This window comes from Ruegeria sp. BG6 (assembly GCF_056538465.1).
In genome coordinates this window covers 19,177-35,604 of the sequence record NZ_JBQFTB010000006.1, presented here as the reverse complement: position 1 = coordinate 35,604, position 16,428 = coordinate 19,177, and the positions used below count along the sequence as shown (strand labels likewise).

Below are 16,428 nucleotides of genomic sequence, written 5' to 3'. Positions count from 1 at the left end.
CTTTCGCAATGTTAGGTCGTCGCAGCAGGTTCTAAGTCACGCGTACGTTCAGGCTGCCCAGCTTGTCGACGGCCAAGACCATAACATCCCCTCGGTTGACGGGACCAACACCAGAAGGTGTCCCTGAAAGGATAACGTCCCCGGCCGCAAGCTCGAAGTAGTCGCTCAGATACGAGATCATCTCGGGGACTTTCCAAATCATCTGGTTCAAGTCGCCTTCTTGCCGAACTTCACCATTCACCGTCAGAGTAATCGGACCTCTGTTGAGATGCCCGACCTCTGATGCCTTGTGAATTGGTCCGCATGGCGCCGAGCGCTCAAACGCTTTCCCAATTTCCCACGGGCGGCCCATCTTTTTCATCTGCCCTTGCAGGTCGCGACGGGTCATATCAAGCGAAAGGCCGTACCCAAAGACGTGATCCAATGCATCGTCCACCGAGATATTCGTGCCGCCGGACTTGAGCGCAACAAGCATTTCTGCTTCGTGGTGCACGTCGGAACTGTGCGGAGGGTACGGGAATTCCCCTGAAGGGTCCAAATTGTTTGGGTTCTTTTGAAAGAAAAATGGAGGTTCCCGGTTCGGGTCATGGCCCATTTCAATTGCATGCGCCGCGTAGTTTCGCCCAATGCAGTAGACACGCCGGACCGGGAACGTGCCGCCCCCCGATACGGGTATGACATGCACCTGCGGCGCGGGAATTACAAGATCGGACATCGCTTTCCTCCTGAACGCTTGACTGCCAAAGATCGGATTTCCGAACGGTCAGATACCTTCCGATCGATGCCACGCCACATTCAAACGGACGCGGCGGCTTACCAAGTCATCGCCAAAATTCAGGCTGTTTTGCAAGACCAACGGCTACAATCAGCCCCGACCATTTCCCGAATTGGTTGAGCGCCAGCGCTACTTCAGCTGTCGGACTGGATGCTCGTAGGCAGCACCCGCGAATAAACCGATTTCAGGTGATCCACCATGGCACTGGCCGCAAGCTCACAGTCGCCCTTTGCTATGGCAGACACGATCACATCATGTTCGCTAAAGCTGGAATAGTCTTCTGCGGGCTTTAAAGTTTCGCGTGGCTGCCCCCAAACAATCGATCTTCGAACCGAATTCAAAGTCTCAAAGAAGTATAAAAAGAGCTGGTTACGAGTGGAGCGGGCTATAGCGTAATGCAAATTATTGTCCCAAGCTTCGTACGTGCGCCAATCCTCTGCGGTACGACATTTGTCCGCGCATAGCCTCATTTGCTCACGATCGGAACGTGTGGAATGGAGCGCTGCGAGGCGGCTAAGCTGCGGCTCGATCGTAAATCTAACGGATACAACCTGCTCAGGTTTAATTTGGTTGCCCAAATAAGTTACATCGGTGAGGTTGAGAACCGGCCTGGATCCAACAAATGTTCCCCGCCCCACATGACGCCAGATCAGCCCCTGGGCCTCAAGCTCTGCCAACGCTCTTCGCAACTGATTGCGAGTGGTCCCAAGTTTTGAACACAGCTCACGTTCAGGTGGGAGCCTGTCGTTATGCCTGTATCCGGCATTGTTAATCAGGTCGCGTACGCGGTGCGCGAGTTCGGTTGGTGCACTCATATCTCCACCCAATTTGGCGATTGGTTGATTGATTGAAGCGCCAAGTCGGAAAAAACTCAAGGGCAAGAGGAAAGCAAGAAACGAGTCGCCGGACAGGATCAGTGACCACGTCTTGACACAAGCACGAGGGAGGAGTGCCGAGTGCGGTTAGCAACTGTTTCCGTAGAGGGCCACGCCGTTTGCGTGGCAATACTAAACGATGGCGGCAAGTTGGACGTTTTGCGCGCAGCGCAAGTGCTTGGCGAAGCGCTGGACGCAGGTTCAATGCAGCATCTGATCGCAGGCGGAAAAGAAACGCTTGGCGTTTTGAAAACCCTCGTTTCATCGGCCGAAACGGGTAATCTAAACGACGCACTGGTCCCGGATGACGTGCCGTTTCTGGCACCAATTCCTTCCCCGCGTAAGAACGTTTTCTGTGTCGGGCGCAATTATGCTGAACACATCGCCGAGGGCGAACGTGCCCAAAACCAAAAAATTGGCGTAACAGAGCATCCGGTCTTCTTCACAAAACCGCCGACATCGATTGTGGCGCCAGAGGCAGACATTCTGATATTCCCCTCGGTCTCACAAGCCATTGACTATGAAGTTGAACTGGCAGTTGTGATTGGAAAACCGGGGCGAAACATAGCCAAGGCTGACGCATACGACCATGTATACGGCTATACGATCCTCAATGACATCACCGCTCGCGACATTCAACGCCGACATGGTGGGCAGTATTTCAAAGGCAAAGGTTTAGATGGGTCTTGCCCATTGGGCCCCTTCATAGTGACCGCTGATACAATCAGCGATCCGCACGCTCTATCAATCGGATTAACGGTCAACGGCGAACAGCGCCAAAACGGATCGACGTCGGACATGATTTTCGACATTCCAACGCTGATCGCATCCCTTTCAGAAGGTATGACCCTGGAACCTGGCGACGTAATCGCGACCGGCACACCGTCTGGTGTCGGATACGCCATGGACCCACCACAGTTCCTGAAAGACGGGGACACTGTGGTTTGTGAAATTTCAGAAATCGGCACGCTCAGGAATACCGTGCGCGTCGTTTAAGTGGCTCCTGCATAGCTGAATCTGCGGGTTGCCAACCATGCAAGGGAGGAAGACTAAAATGATGAACAGAAGGACTTTCACAGCGTCCTTGCTTTCGGCGGTTCCGGTAGCAGGAGCACTAGGAACACAGGGCTTTGCGCAGGACTTACGTAAAATTACCTTCGTGCAGCCAAGCCCTTCGGCAATCAATTCATTTCCGGTTTTTGTCGCCATCGGCGAAGGTTATTTCGCTGATGAAGGGTTGGATGTGACCGTCGAGGCGATCAACGGCTCAGGAGCCGTGCTTCAAGCATTGTCCGCCGGACAGGCTCACTTCGGTCGCCCCGGTCCTGGCCCCTTAATTGCCGCACGGTCGCGGGAAGTAGATGCCGTACACATCTACAACGTTGCGGCACGCAGCAACTTTGGCATAGCCGTGCCAGAAGACTCTGACATCCAAAGTGTTGAAGAGCTTCGAGGTAAAGTTATCGGAACAGGTACGGCCGATGGCGCAGAAGTCGGCTTTGCACGTAACGTGATGACCGGAGCAGGCATGAAAGAGGGTGAAGACTTTACCTTCCTTACCGTCGGCGACGGTGGCCCGGCGACCGCGGCTTTCCTAAACGGCGAAATCGACGCTTACTCTGCTTCGACGGCTGACACGGCAATTCTGAACCAGCGCGGAATGGCGGTGCGTGACATCACGCCTGCGGAGTTCGGGCGTTTCTTCGGTAACGGCATCGCCACAATGGCTGACACAATCGCCAACGACCGTGAATTGGTCGAAGCTTGGAGCCGCGCGTTCGCACGTGGTCATGCATTTGCACTGGATGATGCCAACCGTGAAGCTGTTTTGAAGCATTTGGCGGATGGCAACCCGCAGGAAGGCGAGGACAAGGAGTTCCAGTCAGCACTGTTCGATGCCGTACGCTCGAAAACTATCGCGGCGGATCCGAGCAATGGCCTGGGATGGTACCCCGCCGAAGTTTGGCAGGAATGGCAAGACGCACTTGTTGCAGGGGGCGAAATCCCAGGGCCGCTGGATGACCTGAGCGCTGCTTGGACCAACGAGTTTGCTGCCATCGGCAACGCGGCTGTCAGCAAATGAACGCTGTAGTCACACATGAGTTTTCCGGCGCGCCTTTGGGCACGCCGGTCTATGAGTTGACCCATGTAAGCAAGACCTATGCACGCAATCTTGTTGTCGCTCTCGAGGACATCAATCTGACGCTTCGGAAAGGAAGCTTCACATCTGTCATCGGGTCCAGCGGGTGCGGAAAGTCAACTCTACTAAAGATCATGGCGGGTCTGATCCCGCCCACCAAAGGGCGTGTAATCCTTCAGGGGCAACCAGTCACTGGGACCCGCCGGGACATCGGTATGATGTTTCAGCAAGCGACGCTTTTCCCTTGGAAAACAGCGGTGGAAAACATCGTCTTGCCAATTGAGATCCGCGATGGAAAAGCGGCGGCCAAGCAAGCTATGGCCAAGGCGCATGAACTTTTGGACATCGTAGGTTTGCAAGGGTTCGAAAACGTATATCCGAACGAATTGTCAGGCGGTATGGCACAACGCGCTTCGATCTGCCGAATGCTGATCACGGAACCAGCCGTGCTATTGATGGACGAACCGTTCAGCGCGCTCGACGAGTTGTCACGCGACATGATGAACATGGAATTGCAGCGGATTTGCAGGGAACAGGATTCGACTGCTTTTCTTGTGACGCACTCAATTCAGGAAGCTGTTATTTTGTCTGACGAAATCGTCGTCTTGAAACCGCGCCCAGGCAGGATTGCTGAAATCGTTGAGGTCGACCTGCCACGCCCACGAACACTCGACATGATGACGACACCCAAATTCGGCGCTATCGTAGACTACATTCGCAGCCTCCTTGATAAGGGAGAAGAAATGTGAGCGAAGTTCAGAATTACTCACCTTCCGTAAAAGACGCTGCCCCCTCAGAAGACACTGTATGGGAGCAGAAGGTTCACTTTATCGACTCGGTTCCTCGCTGGCTGGCGATGACCTTTGTCTTCGTGGTTTTTGTCGGAACTTGGCAAATTGTGACCAGCCTTAGGCTGGTCTCTCCGATCATTCTACCGACGCCGATGGAGACCCTCAAAGATATGGTCTTCGTGGGGCAAAACCTTTTGACCGGCGGCTACATGCTTGGGGCACTGTGGATTACCATCAAAGAGGTCATCTATGGTTTTGCGCTGGCAATCGCGATCGGATTTTCGCTGGGTGTTTTGGTTGGCGAAACAGCCTTTGGCGAGAAGGCAGTAATGCCCTATTTGGTTTCTATCGATACGATGCCGAAAGTCGCGTTCGCTCCTCTTTTTGTGGCTTGGTTGGGTTTCGGCATTGAATCCAAGGTTGCACTTGCGGCCTTTATCGCGACGTTTCCAATCGTGGTTGGGACTGCGGCCGGACTTCACGCCGCCGACGAAAACGCGCGCATGTTGTTCAAGACGATGGGCGCCAGCCGGATGCAGACATTGATCAAGATGAAGCTGCCAACCGGTCTGCCGCAGATATTCACCGGCCTCAAAATCGGAGCAGTTGGTGTTATGGCAGGCGCGATCACAGGAGAGTTCCTGGGGGGCGGTAAGGGATTTGGTGAGTTGATCCGTGTTGCGGCATCGCAGCTCAATACTCCGCGCGTGTTCTCCTTGATCCTGTACCTAAGTCTCGTTGGTCTCGCTGTATTTGCGACGGTGGTTTGGACACAGCGAAAACTGGTGTTCTGGCACAAAGAGCAGGTTGGCAGAGATGACTTCTGAGCCGGTGAAAATAAACTGCCAGACCTTGCGTGAATTTGTGGCGAGCGCGCTCGAAACTCGAAGTGTTCCAAAAGCCGATGCAGATCAGGTGGCCTCGACGATGGTTGAGGCCGACATATTCGGATATGGCACCCATGGAGTCTTTCGCTTGCGCCAGTATCTTGCCCGATTGGCCGGAGGCGGGTGCAACGCCAAACCAAACGTTACCGTCATACATCAGTCTGTCGCGACCGCATTGATTGACGGCGATGACGGCCTTGGGCATTTGGCTATGTCGGCGGCGCGAGATCTTGCGATAGAAAAGGCGAAAGAGGCAGGTATCGGATGGGTCGGTGTTCGGCGCGGCAATCATGCTGGACCTTTGGCACTTTATGTGCGCCCACAAGCCGAAGCTGGAATGCTTGGCATGGCCGCAGCGGTGGGCAGTGCTAACCACGTTCCGCCCTATGGCGGAAGCGACTTGCTTCTTGGCACCAATCCTATCGCTTTCTCTGCACCTGCCGATGGCCCCGACCCGTTTGTGTTTGATATGGCGACGACAGTTGCCGCGATGGGTAAGATCAAGACCCTGTTGCAGCAAGGCGAACCTATGCCCGAAGGTTGGATGGTTGGGCGTGATGGCAATCCGTTAACGGACCCTGCCCGCAAATCAGAAGGGTTTCTTTTGCCGATCGGAGGCCCGAAGGGTTTCGGCCTTTCCGTGGCCATAGGGTTGATGGCCGGAGTCTTGAACGGCGCTGCCTTCGGCTCTGACGTAGTCAACTTCACATCAGACACAACCTCACCCACAAACACAGGGCAATTCGTAATGGCGCTTGATCCGGCGGCCTTTGGAATGGAAAAAGACTTTGCTTCGAATGCAGCCCGCGTCTTCTCTGAAATGCGCGCATCCGCCCCCCTGCCCGGTCATGACCTGGTACGCCTGCCCGGAGACGGAAAAACGGCTGCAGCTGAGGCCCGTCGCAAAGACGGTGTAAGCCTCAACCCCGCTCTTTGCCGAGACCTCAACAATCTCGCCCTGGACTGTGGACTGACTCCCCCGTTTCCTGATATTGACACTGACTAGCGGCATATCTGAGGGAAGCCGGACTGCACTTTTGACCAGGGTTTAGCGAGGCGTCACTTCTGGCTTCAGCGCTTTTACAAGCGCCGAAAGTTTGTTCATCATGTGAAGTTTCATTGCCTTACCAAGCCCATCTGCATCTCGGGCCTTGAGCAACTCCATCATGGTTTCATGTTCGTCAATTGCCTGTGCCCAACGCTCGTCCGACAAGTTGGCCAAAAAACGTGCACGGCGGACCCGCGCGGCCAAAAGCTTGTGGTGGTTTTCCAGTATGTCGTTTCGCGCGCCCTTTATAAGTGCCTCATGGATGTCTTGATTGGCTTTAAAGTACGCCTGTCGATCACGCGCTTCGTACGCGCTCAGCATATCCTTGTGGCTACTTTCAATCCGTTGAATTTCCGCAACGTCCATTTGCTGACACGCTAGTTCCCCCGCCAGTTGCTCAAGCGCTGCGAGCACTGGAAACGTGTTTTCCAATTCTTCCCTCGTAACACTCGCGACACGGGCACCCCGGTTGGCTTGAAGCACCACAAAGCCTTCGGATGCAAGAACCTTTAGGGCCTCTCGCAATGGTGTCCGGGAAACACCCAATGAGTCGCAAAGCTGTTTCTCGGGCACTTTCTCACCCGGCTTCAAAACGTCTTCGACGACAAGATTGCGCAAGCGTTCGACCAATTCTTCATGTAGGGTCGGGCGATTAATGCTATCCGTCAGGTTCATATCCACATCCTAATATTCAAGGACCATATCCAGCAGGCGCGCGACGTGCATCGCTTGGCGCTGCGTACCTTCGGCGATTTGGTGGCGGCATGATGTTCCATCCGCCACAACAATTGCATCCGCAGGCGCCGCCTCCAAAGCTGGAAACAGGTCGAGTTCCGCCATCTTGATCGAGACATCAATAGTGCCGGGCGCGTATCCAAACGCCCCGGCCATACCACAACAACTGCTTTCGATCATGTGAACATGTGATGCGGGAATACGCTTAAGTAAGTTGAGCATCGGTGTAACGGCATCGTGTGCTTTCTGGTGGCAATGACCATGCACATAAATGGGGCGATCTACCGATTTGAGAGGCAGATCCGGCTGTTTGGCCAGAAACTCCTCAAAGGTATGAGAGGCTATGGATAGCAACTCCGCATCCCGCCCCGGACAAAGAGCCAAATATTCGTCCCGGAATGTGAGGATAGAAGAAGGTTCGAGACCGACTACCGGTATGCCCTGTGCAGCTGCTTCTCGCGTCGCGTCAATCACACGCTGTGCCTCGTGACGCGCCTCTTCCACGCAACCCTCAGCCAAAAGAGTGCGCCCGCAATCCAGCGGCCTTCCTGTTTGGTCATCTCTTGCTATGGCAACCCGAAGCCCTAGCGCACGCAGAACCCGGACAGCGGCGCGCAGATTGTCTGGCTCGAAATATCGGTTGAACACATCGGCAAACAGAAGCACCTGCGGATCTGTGTCTTGGGCCTCGACATCCCGGAACGGGTCGGAGGACCACACTGGCAGGTCACGTCGCGCCGAAATTCCAGTTGGTTTCTCCAACAGCGTACGCAAGGGCCCAATTTTGTTCCGAGCATTCAATAACCACGCGACTTTTGCAGCTTTTGGCGCATATCTCGGCAGATAAGCTATTAATTTATCAGCCAATGTCAGCCCGTCTTTTTTGCGCTTTGCTGAAAGTACTTCGATCTTCATGCGGGCCATATCGACGCCAGTCGGGCATTCACGCGCACAAGCCTTGCAAGACACGCAGTATTCCATCGTGTCCTGCATTGCGTCTGAAGTTAAACCACCCGGCAACTGCCCGCTGATGGCAAAACGCAACGTGTTTGCCCGCCCACGTGTGGCATCACGCTCGTTTCTCGTCGCACGGAAGGAAGGACACATTACTCCGCCCTTGAGCTTGCGACACGCACCGTTGTTGTTGCACATCTCGACGGCACCCTGAAATCCTCCTCCGGCACCCGGCCAAGCGGACCAGTCCAGCGCCGTTTCGAATTCAGGAACTGAGTAGTCCGGGCTGTAGCGGAATAGGCGGCGATCATCCATGGCAGGCGCGTGCACGATTTTGCCGGGGTTCATTAGCCCGGCAGGGTCAAACCGGGCCTTAACCTGTTCAAACGCGGAAACGATACGAGGGCCGAACATCTTTTCATGAAACTCTGATCGCACAATCCCATCACCGTGTTCGCCTGAATGAGACCCTTTGTATCTCTTGACTAGATCAAAGGTCTCTTCGGCAATCGCCCTCATTGTCCGGACGTCTTTGTCCTGCCGCATGTTCAGGACAGGACGAACATGGAGACACCCGACTGAGGCATGCGCGTACCATGTCCCTTTTGTGCCGTGCCGGGTAAAAATTTCGGTCAGGCCAGCGGTATAATCGGCGAGATCAGGCAACGGGACGGCGCAATCTTCCACAAAAGAGATCGGCTTGCCGGCCTCCTTCATCGACATCATAACGTTCAACCCGGATTTTCGGTATTCGGCGATCGAGTTTTGCAGTTTGGTATCAGTAACTGATACAACCCCGCCCCAACGGTTTTCAGTCCCACTGAAATCAAACCCGAGATCTCCCATCAGTTGCGATAGCTCGACCAGCTTTGCAGCATTGGCGTCAGCGCTACCCTCAGCAAATTCCACTAACAACAACGCTTCAGGGCTGCCTTCTACAAACGCTTCAATCGTACTGCGGAACAATGGGATATCTCTCCCCAACGCAATCATGGTGTCGTCGATCAATTCTACCGCCTGCGGTTTGAGCGTCACGAGGTGCTGTGTTGCTTCCATCGCAGCACGGAACGTCGGGAAATGACACACGCCGACAACTTTCTCGCCCGGCAAGTGAGCAAGGTTCAGTTCCAATTCAGCGAAATAGGCCAGAGTGCCTTCTGACCCCACGAGCAAATGAGACATGTTGACGTCGTTGCCGACAAGCGAATCGATGTTATACCCGCCCACACGACGCTGGAGATTGGGAAACCGGGCGTCAATTTCCGCAGCCTCGCGACGCCCCAGAGCACGCATGTCCCCAACAAGATCGGCATAATCGCCAGATGCCGTCGTATCGGCGCTGAACCGTGCTTCCATACCATCGCTGAGGATTGCACTTATTGCACGGACGTTATCGCGCATGATCCCGTAGCGCAGGGATTTTCCACCAGAAGAGTTGTTGGCGGCCATTCCTCCAAGCGTGCAACGCGACGCGGTCGAGGGGTCTACGGGAAACCATAAGCCATATTGCTTTAGTGACTGGTTCAACTGATCCAGAACAACGCCGGGCTGAACACGCGCGACACGGTTCTCAACGTCCACGTCAAGAACACGATTCAAGTGCTTGGTGTTGTCTAAGACAACGCTTTGATTGACCGTTTGCCCACATTGCGATGTGCCGCCGCCGCGCGGAAGAACGGAGCATCCTTCGTCGCGCGCTACAGACATCACGGCCTGCACGTCCTCTTTGTTTCGGGGAATGACCACGGCGTCCGGCATCATCTGATAGATCGAAGCGTCAGTCGAGTATCGTGCGCGTGATGCCGGGTCAGCCATCACCTCGCCTTGGACGTCAGACATCAGTCGGCGATGCAACGATCCATTCTCAAGCATCGGGTTCGCCTTCCCTTCCCAACTAGCCAATTAGAAGCTTCACTTCACCGTTGACTGAATAATGAATTCATAATTAACTTTTGCCAATAGGTAATTGCGCCACTGTTTCGGCGCCAGCGGAAGGATCAATTCAGATGCGCCAGGCGGGCAGACATTTTTTGCAAATCCCAGGGCCAAGTGACGTGCCGGAACGCATCCTGAAGGCCATAAGCATGCAGACCATCGATCACCGGGGGCCAGATTTTGCAGAAGTAGGCCACAAAGCCCTCGCTGGGATGAAAACAATTTTCAAGACGGAACAAAACGTCTTTATCTACCCTTCATCCGGTACAGGCGCGTGGGAAGCTGCGCTTGTGAACACAGTATCGCCGGGCGGAAATGTTCTCATGTACGAAACAGGACATTTCGCATTCATGTGGTGCAACTTGGCTGAAAAAATTGGGTTACAGCCAGAGTTGATTGAAGGGGATTGGCGTGGCGGTGCGGACCCCAATCAGATAGAAGACCGCTTGCGCGCGGACAGTCAGCACGAGATCAAGGCGGTATGCGTCGTCCACAATGAAACCTCTACCGGGTCAGTCTCGCCTATTGAGGAAGTGCGCAGGGCAATAGACACGGCGAAACACCCTGCCCTTCTTTTGGTTGATTCAATCTCTGGCCTTGCATCGATCGATCTTAGGTTCGACGAATGGGGCGTAGATGTCTGTGTCTCCGGTTCGCAAAAAGGGATGATGCTACCGCCGGGGCTCAGCTTCAACGCTGTGAGCGATCGTGCTCTGGAACATTCAAAATCCGTGACCATGCCACGCAGCTATTGGAATTGGCAGGATATGGTCGAGCTGAACCAGAAAGGGTTCTTCCCTTATACCCCTAGCACCAATCTTATCTATGGATTGAATGAGGCCATTGATATGTTGCACGAGGAGGGGCTGGAGAACGTATTCGCTCGTCATGCCCGCCACGGAGCCGCGACTCGAGCTGCCGTGCAAGCATGGGGGCTTGAGGTATTGTGTGCCCGCCAAGGTCAGGAGTCAGGCGTACTGACCGCTGTCAAAGTGCCTGAGGGACATTCTGCTGATGCCTTTCGTGCGACGGCGCTGGAGCACTATGATATCTCACTCGGAAATGGTCTATCCAAAATAGCCGACAAGGTATTCCGAATAGGTCACTTGGGCGATTTCAACGACCTGATGTTGATGGCCACACTCTCAGGCGTAGAAATGGGACTCGCCAAAAGCGGCGTGCCGCACACTACAGGCGGTACTCAGGCTGCATTGGAGTATCTCAAGGCCGCGTAACGCCGGACAGAGTCTCCAAAAACTCAACCAGGTCTGCAATCTCCTGCTCGGATAAATTCAGTTCAGAGAGTATGGCTTCGCCATTGGCGTGAAGCCTTTCTATATCAATTTCGTTATAGTGTCGGACCACGGCGTCCAGATCATCCAGGCTGCCGTCATGCATGTAGGGGGCGGTTTCGGCCACACCTCGAAGGCTGGGCGTGCCGAAGGTTCCAAAATCAGCGTGGTTCCGGCGTACATTTCGAACCGCCCAAGCACCTTGCTTATCCGGATCGTCATTCCAGTCGCCGTCTAGTGTATAGGGGCTTGAGAGCAAAAAATTCAATCCACCAAACCGACCTTCGTCAACCTCGGCTTCATTCAGAAAGTATGGTACACCGGCATCGTGGAACTCATTGTTGGAAAACCTCGGGCCGTTGTGGCAAAACACGCAATTCCCGCGCCCTAAAAACAGCTGAAGACCTCGCTGGGCTGCTTCGGGGTAGTACGCAGCCGCTGGAAAATCCCGACGCTCTAAGGCATCGCGAAAATCGTCAAACTGCGTCCGGTCGGTAACCAAAGTCTCCAAGTAAGCCGAAAGAGCTTTTGCAGTATTCACCAGAACAAGCTCTGGGCCTTGATCTTGGATGACGCCAAAAATAGGCTCAAAGTCATCAATGTAGGCACTTTCAGAGATTGCTGTTTTTAGGCTTTCGGGGCTGTGCGCCATCTCTTGCTCTTCGATGATCGGATGCAGGCTGGCTGCCCAAAGGTTATCGCTTTTGCCACCCCACCCATACCAGCGGAGTCCGGCCAGGTTCCGCAGTGATGGAGTGTTTCGATCTAACAGTACACGGCCGATCGCCCGCGCCTCTGGAGTTGTAAATGCCTGTTCAGGATCATGACAACTTGCGCAAGAAAATGCACCGTCGACGGACAACACCGGATCGTTGAATAAGGCCTCTCCAAGCGCGATCGCTCTGGCATTGTTCGAAACTCTATTGCTTGGGTCCGAATGGAAGGATGGTGGCCAAGGCCCAAAGGAAAGCGTTTGTTCAATTTCGTCTGCAGACAACAAGACCTCTGCACGCACTGCACCTGTCAGGGCTATTAGCGCAGCTGTCACCCACAACTTCATTTCAGCGCAATGTCAAAGGTGTAGGATACCGATTGCCCGTTGTATTCGACGTCCACTTGAAGCTCCCACATTCCCGGCATGTGAAACAGCATATCATCAACACGGAACACACCGTCGCCTTTTGCAGTGACGACTGGAAGGTAGTTCATCCCGTGTTGGTGAGCAGGCATGATTGCATCGACGCGCATATCACTCACGGCAATTTCGCTGCACACAGTGAGGAGTATTGAAAACGGTTGAGCCAACGGAATTTCGTTGACAGTCACATGCACAGCAGGCGCGTTCTGAATTTCCGAACCCATCCGTTGCCCGGTCGCCTCACAAGCGATGGCAGCGCCGGAAGATACCAGAAACCAGACGAGCCAGCGGATCATTCTGATGCCAGCAAACGTTCTGCGTTGGCATAGGCGATGTTGTCCGCAATCTGGTCCGGCAGCAAATCCAGCCATTCACGCGAAAAATCTGCGTGGGGGCCGACATAGTACCAGCGTTCCGGCGCAAATGTATCCGTACCGACCATAAACCGATCGGGATGAGCTTCGAACGCAGCCTTCCAATTCGGATCGATACTGCCTCGTGAGACCATGTCTGAACGAAATGCCAAATCGGCCCAAAGCCTGGGATAGGTGTCCAGCGCGTCAACAACACTCGCCGGATCATCAAAGCCAGAGTGGGCCCACAGTACCCGAGCTTCAGGCCAGGTTTCGAAGATCAGGTCAACTGCCTCTCGATCGCCGTGGTGGTGTAGAATGAGGTTCCGCTCTTTCGCCAGTGCAATCATGCGCTGGATAACCGGCGTCTTAATGTCGTCTCCGTAAGCGTGAAACTCACCGATGGCTTCATACTTGTTCTTTGCCAGGTTCGCTTCCAGATAATTGATTACGGCTTCATCGTGCATCCAGGTGTTGATTTCACCGCGGCGACGGTAAGGGCGCAGTGCCGGAACAACAATTTCTGGTGCTGCGGCCAATAATAGTTGAGTGCCATTGTCATCCGAGCTGGAAACTAGAGCTTTACGAACGCCCGCATCCCGAAGAATTTTGGCCACCTGTTCGGGAGGAACCAGTTTGACGGCATCGTGGCTGTAATGAATATGCGCGTCGAAGATCGGGCGCTCTTCTGCGATAGCACTGCTGCAAAACAGCGCGGTACTTAGAATGCAGATTTGTTTCAGCACCTCATGCCTCCTCGATATCATTCAGACTCTGGCAAGCGTCACGTCGAATTTCACGTGCAAGAATGGTTCAGTGATCCTACCAGAAAGTGCCATGTCATCGGGAAATTCCGAAGCTGGTCGTTCAACATACGTCATCACCAGATCGTCTCGAACACCAAAGACCGTATCCTGATCCAGATAGGGATCGTCGTCTGGAAAAATCTCGGTCACGAGTGAGCGATAGCCGGGGGCTTTGACGATAAAGTGCAGGTGTGAGGGCCTCCACGGATGGCGTCCACACGCTCGCAGGATGTCTCCAACGGGTCCATCCGACGGAACCGTGTATTCGACTGGTTTGACCGTGGTGAACGCGTATCTGCCATCGTCACCAACTGTCATCAGCCCGTGGAAAGAGTAGGTGTCCTGTTCTTCATCCTGACTGGCGTAGAGGCCGTTGGGTGCCGTTTGCCAGATGTCGAGTTCTGCTCCTGCAATTGGATTGCCCGCTGTGTCTCGAATGATGCCTTCAGCAAGCAGAACCGGCCCGCCGTAGTGTCGTTTCATATCCCCACCCATGGGCAGCGGAGGTGCGCCGGATACATGAAACGGGCCCAACACCGACGAACTTGTTGCGTCTGGACTTGAATGCAGCATGTCCACCAAAGACGACAGGCCCAGGACGTCCGACGCCAGCACAAACTCGTGCCGGTCCTCGGTTTCCACAGCGGCACAGCCCTCGAGAAACGCAATCCCAGCTCGCCATTCGTCATGCGTCAGGTTGGTTTCGCGCGCGAAGTCATGAAGGTGTTTGACAAGTGACCCCATGATTTCGCGCATCCGCGGATCGGTGTCCTTGGACAGGTATCCCATGAACACGTCGGTGATATTATCTTTGGTAACAGAGCGCATCTGCGCCTCCTTAAATCAGGGCAAGGCTGAGGATCGGGAACTCGATCAGAACAAACAGAACGATCAGCATCACGAACGCAAAGGGAAGTGCGCCCATGAACACATCCTTGAGCGATATTCGGTCATCGTTGATCGTCGATTTGATGACGAAGCAAGATATGCCCAAAGGCGGGGTCAAAAGCCCGATTTCGGCGCCGACCACAGTGATAATGCCAAACCAGATCAACGACATGTCCAGGGCTTCGGCCATGGGCAGGAACAGCGGGACGACGATCAGAATGATGGACGCCGTATCGAGCAAAGTTCCCAGAAAAAGCATCAAGAGAACGTAGAGCAGCATGATCGACCAAAAGGACGCGGAATTTCCCGCAAGCAAATCCTGCAACTGATTGGGCAGCCCGGCCAGCCCCAGCATGCGACTATAGATCGAAGCCGCCGTAATCAGGAACAAGATCGCCGCTGTAATATGACCGGTTTCCAGCAACGCGTCCCAGAACGCTCTTGGTGTCATGGACTTGCGTACGACTGCGATCACGAGCGCAACCAGTGCCCCGGCGGCACCCGCCTCGACAGCGGTTAGCCATCCTGTGTAAATGCCACCGAGCACTACCGTGATAATGAACAATGTGGGCAGGGTCTTGGATGCGATCTCGTGCCCGGACATCCATTCGGTGTCTTCGACGACCCGGCCGCCCACAAATGCAGGTGTAAAACGGCCCATCAACCAGATCGCGCCCACATAAGCTATTGCCAGCATGATACCGGGTATTACTCCCGCCAGAAACATGTCCCCTACGGACTGTTCGGCGACAAAGGAATAGATGATCAGCATCGCCGAGGGTGGAATAATCATCCCCAAAACCGACGACCCGGCCACAACCCCAACCGCAAAACGTGGATTATATGCCTGCGCCATCATCTGCGGGACCGAGACCTTGGTGAACACTGATGCGGACGCAATGGACGACCCGGTAACGGCCGCAAACACAGCATTTGCTCCGACGGTCGCCATTCCGATACCGCCTTTGACCTTGCGAAATCGCATGGTCATGACCTCGTAAATATCCCTGCCTAATCCCGCTTTTGAAACGATGAGGCCCATAAAGGTAAACAGCGGGATTGTCGCGAAACTGTATTCCATCGCGCTGTCGCCCACCGCAACCTTCAGCAGGTTGAGCGCAAGCGTGAAGTTGTCCCGCATCAGCCAGATCGACACGAAGGAGACCACGCCCAAAGCAATCGGAATGTAGACGCCCGCGTAAATCAGAAAGACTATGGCAACGACCGAGATCAGGCCAATCTCAATCGGCGTCATTCTGCGGCCTCGTCATGCTCTGGGGTGCGAATAAGTTGCGGGCGGTCCTGCGCCGTGACGACCTTGAGCAGGAAGATCACGCAGGCAAGCGCAGTACCGCACGCGATGACCAGTTTGACCGGCCACCAAGGCAATGTGAAAAGACCGGGCACTCCGAAGTAGTCCTGTGTTTCCCACATGTGAAGAAATTCTGGGAAGGTTACATAGGCGATCAAGGCCATGAAGATTGCCGAAATGGCGTTGATGATGCGCCTCAGGTTGGCTGTCAGACCGGGGCGACGATGGTGTAGCAGGTTCAGAAACCCATCTGAGCGCGTCAATCGATCCACTCTGACAACGTCGGCCAGCTGCAGGAACACGATCATCACGACCGAGAATTGCACCATCTCGTAGGTTCCGCGCAGTGGGGCCGAAAACAGGCCCCGCGCAATGACGTCAACATTCAGAATGACCACCAACGCTAGGACGACAAGCGTACCCAATGCGTTGGCGGCGATAGCAAGCGAATTGGCGACCCGCGACAGGACGGCAACTGCGGTCTTCAGCATGTCTGGCC

Annotated in this window: 16 protein-coding genes; 6 read left to right on the top strand and 10 right to left on the bottom strand. The window is 54.5% G+C overall.

The features are described from left to right. Positions 1-31 precede the first annotated feature (31 nt). Entirely contained in the window at positions 32-715 is a 684-nt protein-coding gene (locus tag ACR0JW_RS12300) for a fumarylacetoacetate hydrolase family protein (protein WP_480714003.1), read from the bottom strand. A gap of 194 nt (positions 716-909) precedes the next feature. Further along, positions 910-1,590: a FadR/GntR family transcriptional regulator gene (locus ACR0JW_RS12295; RefSeq protein ID WP_170611065.1), complete on the bottom strand. Its 681-nt coding sequence runs from the start codon at positions 1,588-1,590 to the stop codon at positions 910-912. Between the two features lie 183 nt (positions 1,591-1,773). Between ACR0JW_RS12295 and ACR0JW_RS12290 the strand changes: the two genes are divergently transcribed. Genes ACR0JW_RS12290 through ACR0JW_RS12270 form a run of 5 tightly spaced genes read left to right on the top strand, consistent with a single transcriptional unit; the run spans position 1,774 to position 6,474 of the window. Then, complete coding sequence (locus ACR0JW_RS12290) at positions 1,774-2,646, top strand: fumarylacetoacetate hydrolase family protein (protein ID WP_480442362.1); 873 nt, start codon at positions 1,774-1,776, stop codon at positions 2,644-2,646. Between the two features lie 58 nt (positions 2,647-2,704). Then, entirely contained in the window at positions 2,705-3,733 is a 1,029-nt protein-coding gene (locus ACR0JW_RS12285; protein WP_480714002.1) for an ABC transporter substrate-binding protein, read from the top strand. Beyond that, positions 3,730-4,539, top strand: a complete 810-nt coding sequence (locus ACR0JW_RS12280) for an ABC transporter ATP-binding protein (RefSeq protein ID WP_480714001.1) — start codon at positions 3,730-3,732, stop codon at positions 4,537-4,539. The genes ACR0JW_RS12285 and ACR0JW_RS12280 overlap by 4 nt, the downstream gene beginning before the upstream one ends. After that, positions 4,536-5,408, top strand: coding sequence for an ABC transporter permease (locus ACR0JW_RS12275; protein WP_480714000.1), 873 nt, complete (start codon positions 4,536-4,538; stop codon positions 5,406-5,408). The genes ACR0JW_RS12280 and ACR0JW_RS12275 overlap by 4 nt, the downstream gene beginning before the upstream one ends. Next, positions 5,398-6,474 (top strand): Ldh family oxidoreductase, encoded by a 1,077-nt coding sequence (locus ACR0JW_RS12270; RefSeq protein ID WP_480713999.1) that lies wholly within the window; start codon positions 5,398-5,400, stop codon positions 6,472-6,474. Before ACR0JW_RS12275 ends, ACR0JW_RS12270 begins: the two co-directional genes overlap by 11 nt. Before the next feature lie 42 nt (positions 6,475-6,516). Here the strand turns inward: ACR0JW_RS12270 and ACR0JW_RS12265 are convergent, their stop codons facing one another. Then, complete coding sequence (locus tag ACR0JW_RS12265) at positions 6,517-7,191, bottom strand: GntR family transcriptional regulator (RefSeq protein ID WP_480714042.1); 675 nt, start codon at positions 7,189-7,191, stop codon at positions 6,517-6,519. 9 nt (positions 7,192-7,200) lie between these two features. Then, positions 7,201-10,044: an FAD-binding and (Fe-S)-binding domain-containing protein gene (locus tag ACR0JW_RS12260; RefSeq protein WP_480713998.1), complete on the bottom strand. Its 2,844-nt coding sequence runs from the start codon at positions 10,042-10,044 to the stop codon at positions 7,201-7,203. A gap of 167 nt (positions 10,045-10,211) precedes the next feature. Here ACR0JW_RS12260 and ACR0JW_RS12255 point away from each other — a divergent pair, with 167 nt between their 5' ends. After that, on the top strand, positions 10,212-11,375 hold the full coding sequence (locus tag ACR0JW_RS12255; protein WP_480713997.1) for a pyridoxal-phosphate-dependent aminotransferase family protein: 1,164 nt from the start codon (positions 10,212-10,214) through the stop codon (positions 11,373-11,375). Here the strand turns inward: ACR0JW_RS12255 and ACR0JW_RS12250 are convergent. The 6 genes from ACR0JW_RS12250 to ACR0JW_RS12225 are packed head-to-tail and all read right to left on the bottom strand — an operon-like array spanning position 11,362 to position 16,420. Next, complete coding sequence (locus ACR0JW_RS12250; RefSeq protein ID WP_480713996.1) at positions 11,362-12,492, bottom strand: cytochrome-c peroxidase; 1,131 nt, start codon at positions 12,490-12,492, stop codon at positions 11,362-11,364. The genes ACR0JW_RS12255 and ACR0JW_RS12250 overlap by 14 nt on opposite strands. Then, on the bottom strand, positions 12,489-12,866 hold the full coding sequence (locus tag ACR0JW_RS12245; protein ID WP_480713995.1) for a hypothetical protein: 378 nt from the start codon (positions 12,864-12,866) through the stop codon (positions 12,489-12,491). Before ACR0JW_RS12245 ends, ACR0JW_RS12250 begins: the two co-directional genes overlap by 4 nt. Next, a complete protein-coding gene (locus ACR0JW_RS12240; protein WP_480713994.1) occupies positions 12,863-13,669 on the bottom strand; it encodes an amidohydrolase family protein in 807 nt (268 codons plus the stop codon). The genes ACR0JW_RS12245 and ACR0JW_RS12240 overlap by 4 nt, the downstream gene beginning before the upstream one ends. A 21-nt stretch (positions 13,670-13,690) precedes the next feature. After that, positions 13,691-14,557: a dioxygenase family protein gene (locus ACR0JW_RS12235; protein ID WP_480713993.1), complete on the bottom strand. Its 867-nt coding sequence runs from the start codon at positions 14,555-14,557 to the stop codon at positions 13,691-13,693. A 10-nt stretch (positions 14,558-14,567) separates the two neighbouring features. Beyond that, positions 14,568-15,872, bottom strand: a complete 1,305-nt coding sequence (locus ACR0JW_RS12230) for a TRAP transporter large permease (RefSeq protein WP_480713992.1) — start codon at positions 15,870-15,872, stop codon at positions 14,568-14,570. Beyond that, positions 15,869-16,420, bottom strand: a complete 552-nt coding sequence (locus ACR0JW_RS12225; protein WP_171211988.1) for a TRAP transporter small permease subunit — start codon at positions 16,418-16,420, stop codon at positions 15,869-15,871. Before ACR0JW_RS12225 ends, ACR0JW_RS12230 begins: the two co-directional genes overlap by 4 nt. Positions 16,421-16,428 lie beyond the last annotated feature (8 nt).

What these genes read in the sequence shown, in the direction of transcription:
- ACR0JW_RS12280 (WP_480714001.1), top strand. Translation starts at nt 3,730, where the DNA reads ATGAACGCTGTAGTCACACATGAGTTTTCCGGCGCGCCTTTGGGCACG.
- ACR0JW_RS12265 (WP_480714042.1), bottom strand. Translation starts at nt 7,191, where the DNA reads ATGAACCTGACGGATAGCATTAATCGCCCGACCCTACATGAAGAATTG.
- ACR0JW_RS12300 (WP_480714003.1), bottom strand. Translation starts at nt 715, where the DNA reads ATGTCCGATCTTGTAATTCCCGCGCCGCAGGTGCATGTCATACCCGTA.
- ACR0JW_RS12285 (WP_480714002.1), top strand. Translation starts at nt 2,705, where the DNA reads ATGATGAACAGAAGGACTTTCACAGCGTCCTTGCTTTCGGCGGTTCCG.
- ACR0JW_RS12230 (WP_480713992.1), bottom strand. Translation starts at nt 15,872, where the DNA reads ATGACGCCGATTGAGATTGGCCTGATCTCGGTCGTTGCCATAGTCTTT.
- ACR0JW_RS12250 (WP_480713996.1), bottom strand. Translation starts at nt 12,492, where the DNA reads ATGAAGTTGTGGGTGACAGCTGCGCTAATAGCCCTGACAGGTGCAGTG.
- ACR0JW_RS12295 (WP_170611065.1), bottom strand. Translation starts at nt 1,590, where the DNA reads ATGAGTGCACCAACCGAACTCGCGCACCGCGTACGCGACCTGATTAAC.
- ACR0JW_RS12235 (WP_480713993.1), bottom strand. Translation starts at nt 14,557, where the DNA reads ATGCGCTCTGTTACCAAAGATAATATCACCGACGTGTTCATGGGATAC.
- ACR0JW_RS12260 (WP_480713998.1), bottom strand. Translation starts at nt 10,044, where the DNA reads ATGTCTGACGTCCAAGGCGAGGTGATGGCTGACCCGGCATCACGCGCA.
- ACR0JW_RS12270 (WP_480713999.1), top strand. Translation starts at nt 5,398, where the DNA reads ATGACTTCTGAGCCGGTGAAAATAAACTGCCAGACCTTGCGTGAATTT.
- ACR0JW_RS12255 (WP_480713997.1), top strand. Translation starts at nt 10,212, where the DNA reads ATGCGCCAGGCGGGCAGACATTTTTTGCAAATCCCAGGGCCAAGTGAC.
- ACR0JW_RS12245 (WP_480713995.1), bottom strand. Translation starts at nt 12,866, where the DNA reads ATGATCCGCTGGCTCGTCTGGTTTCTGGTATCTTCCGGCGCTGCCATC.
- ACR0JW_RS12225 (WP_171211988.1), bottom strand. Translation starts at nt 16,420, where the DNA reads ATGCTGAAGACCGCAGTTGCCGTCCTGTCGCGGGTCGCCAATTCGCTT.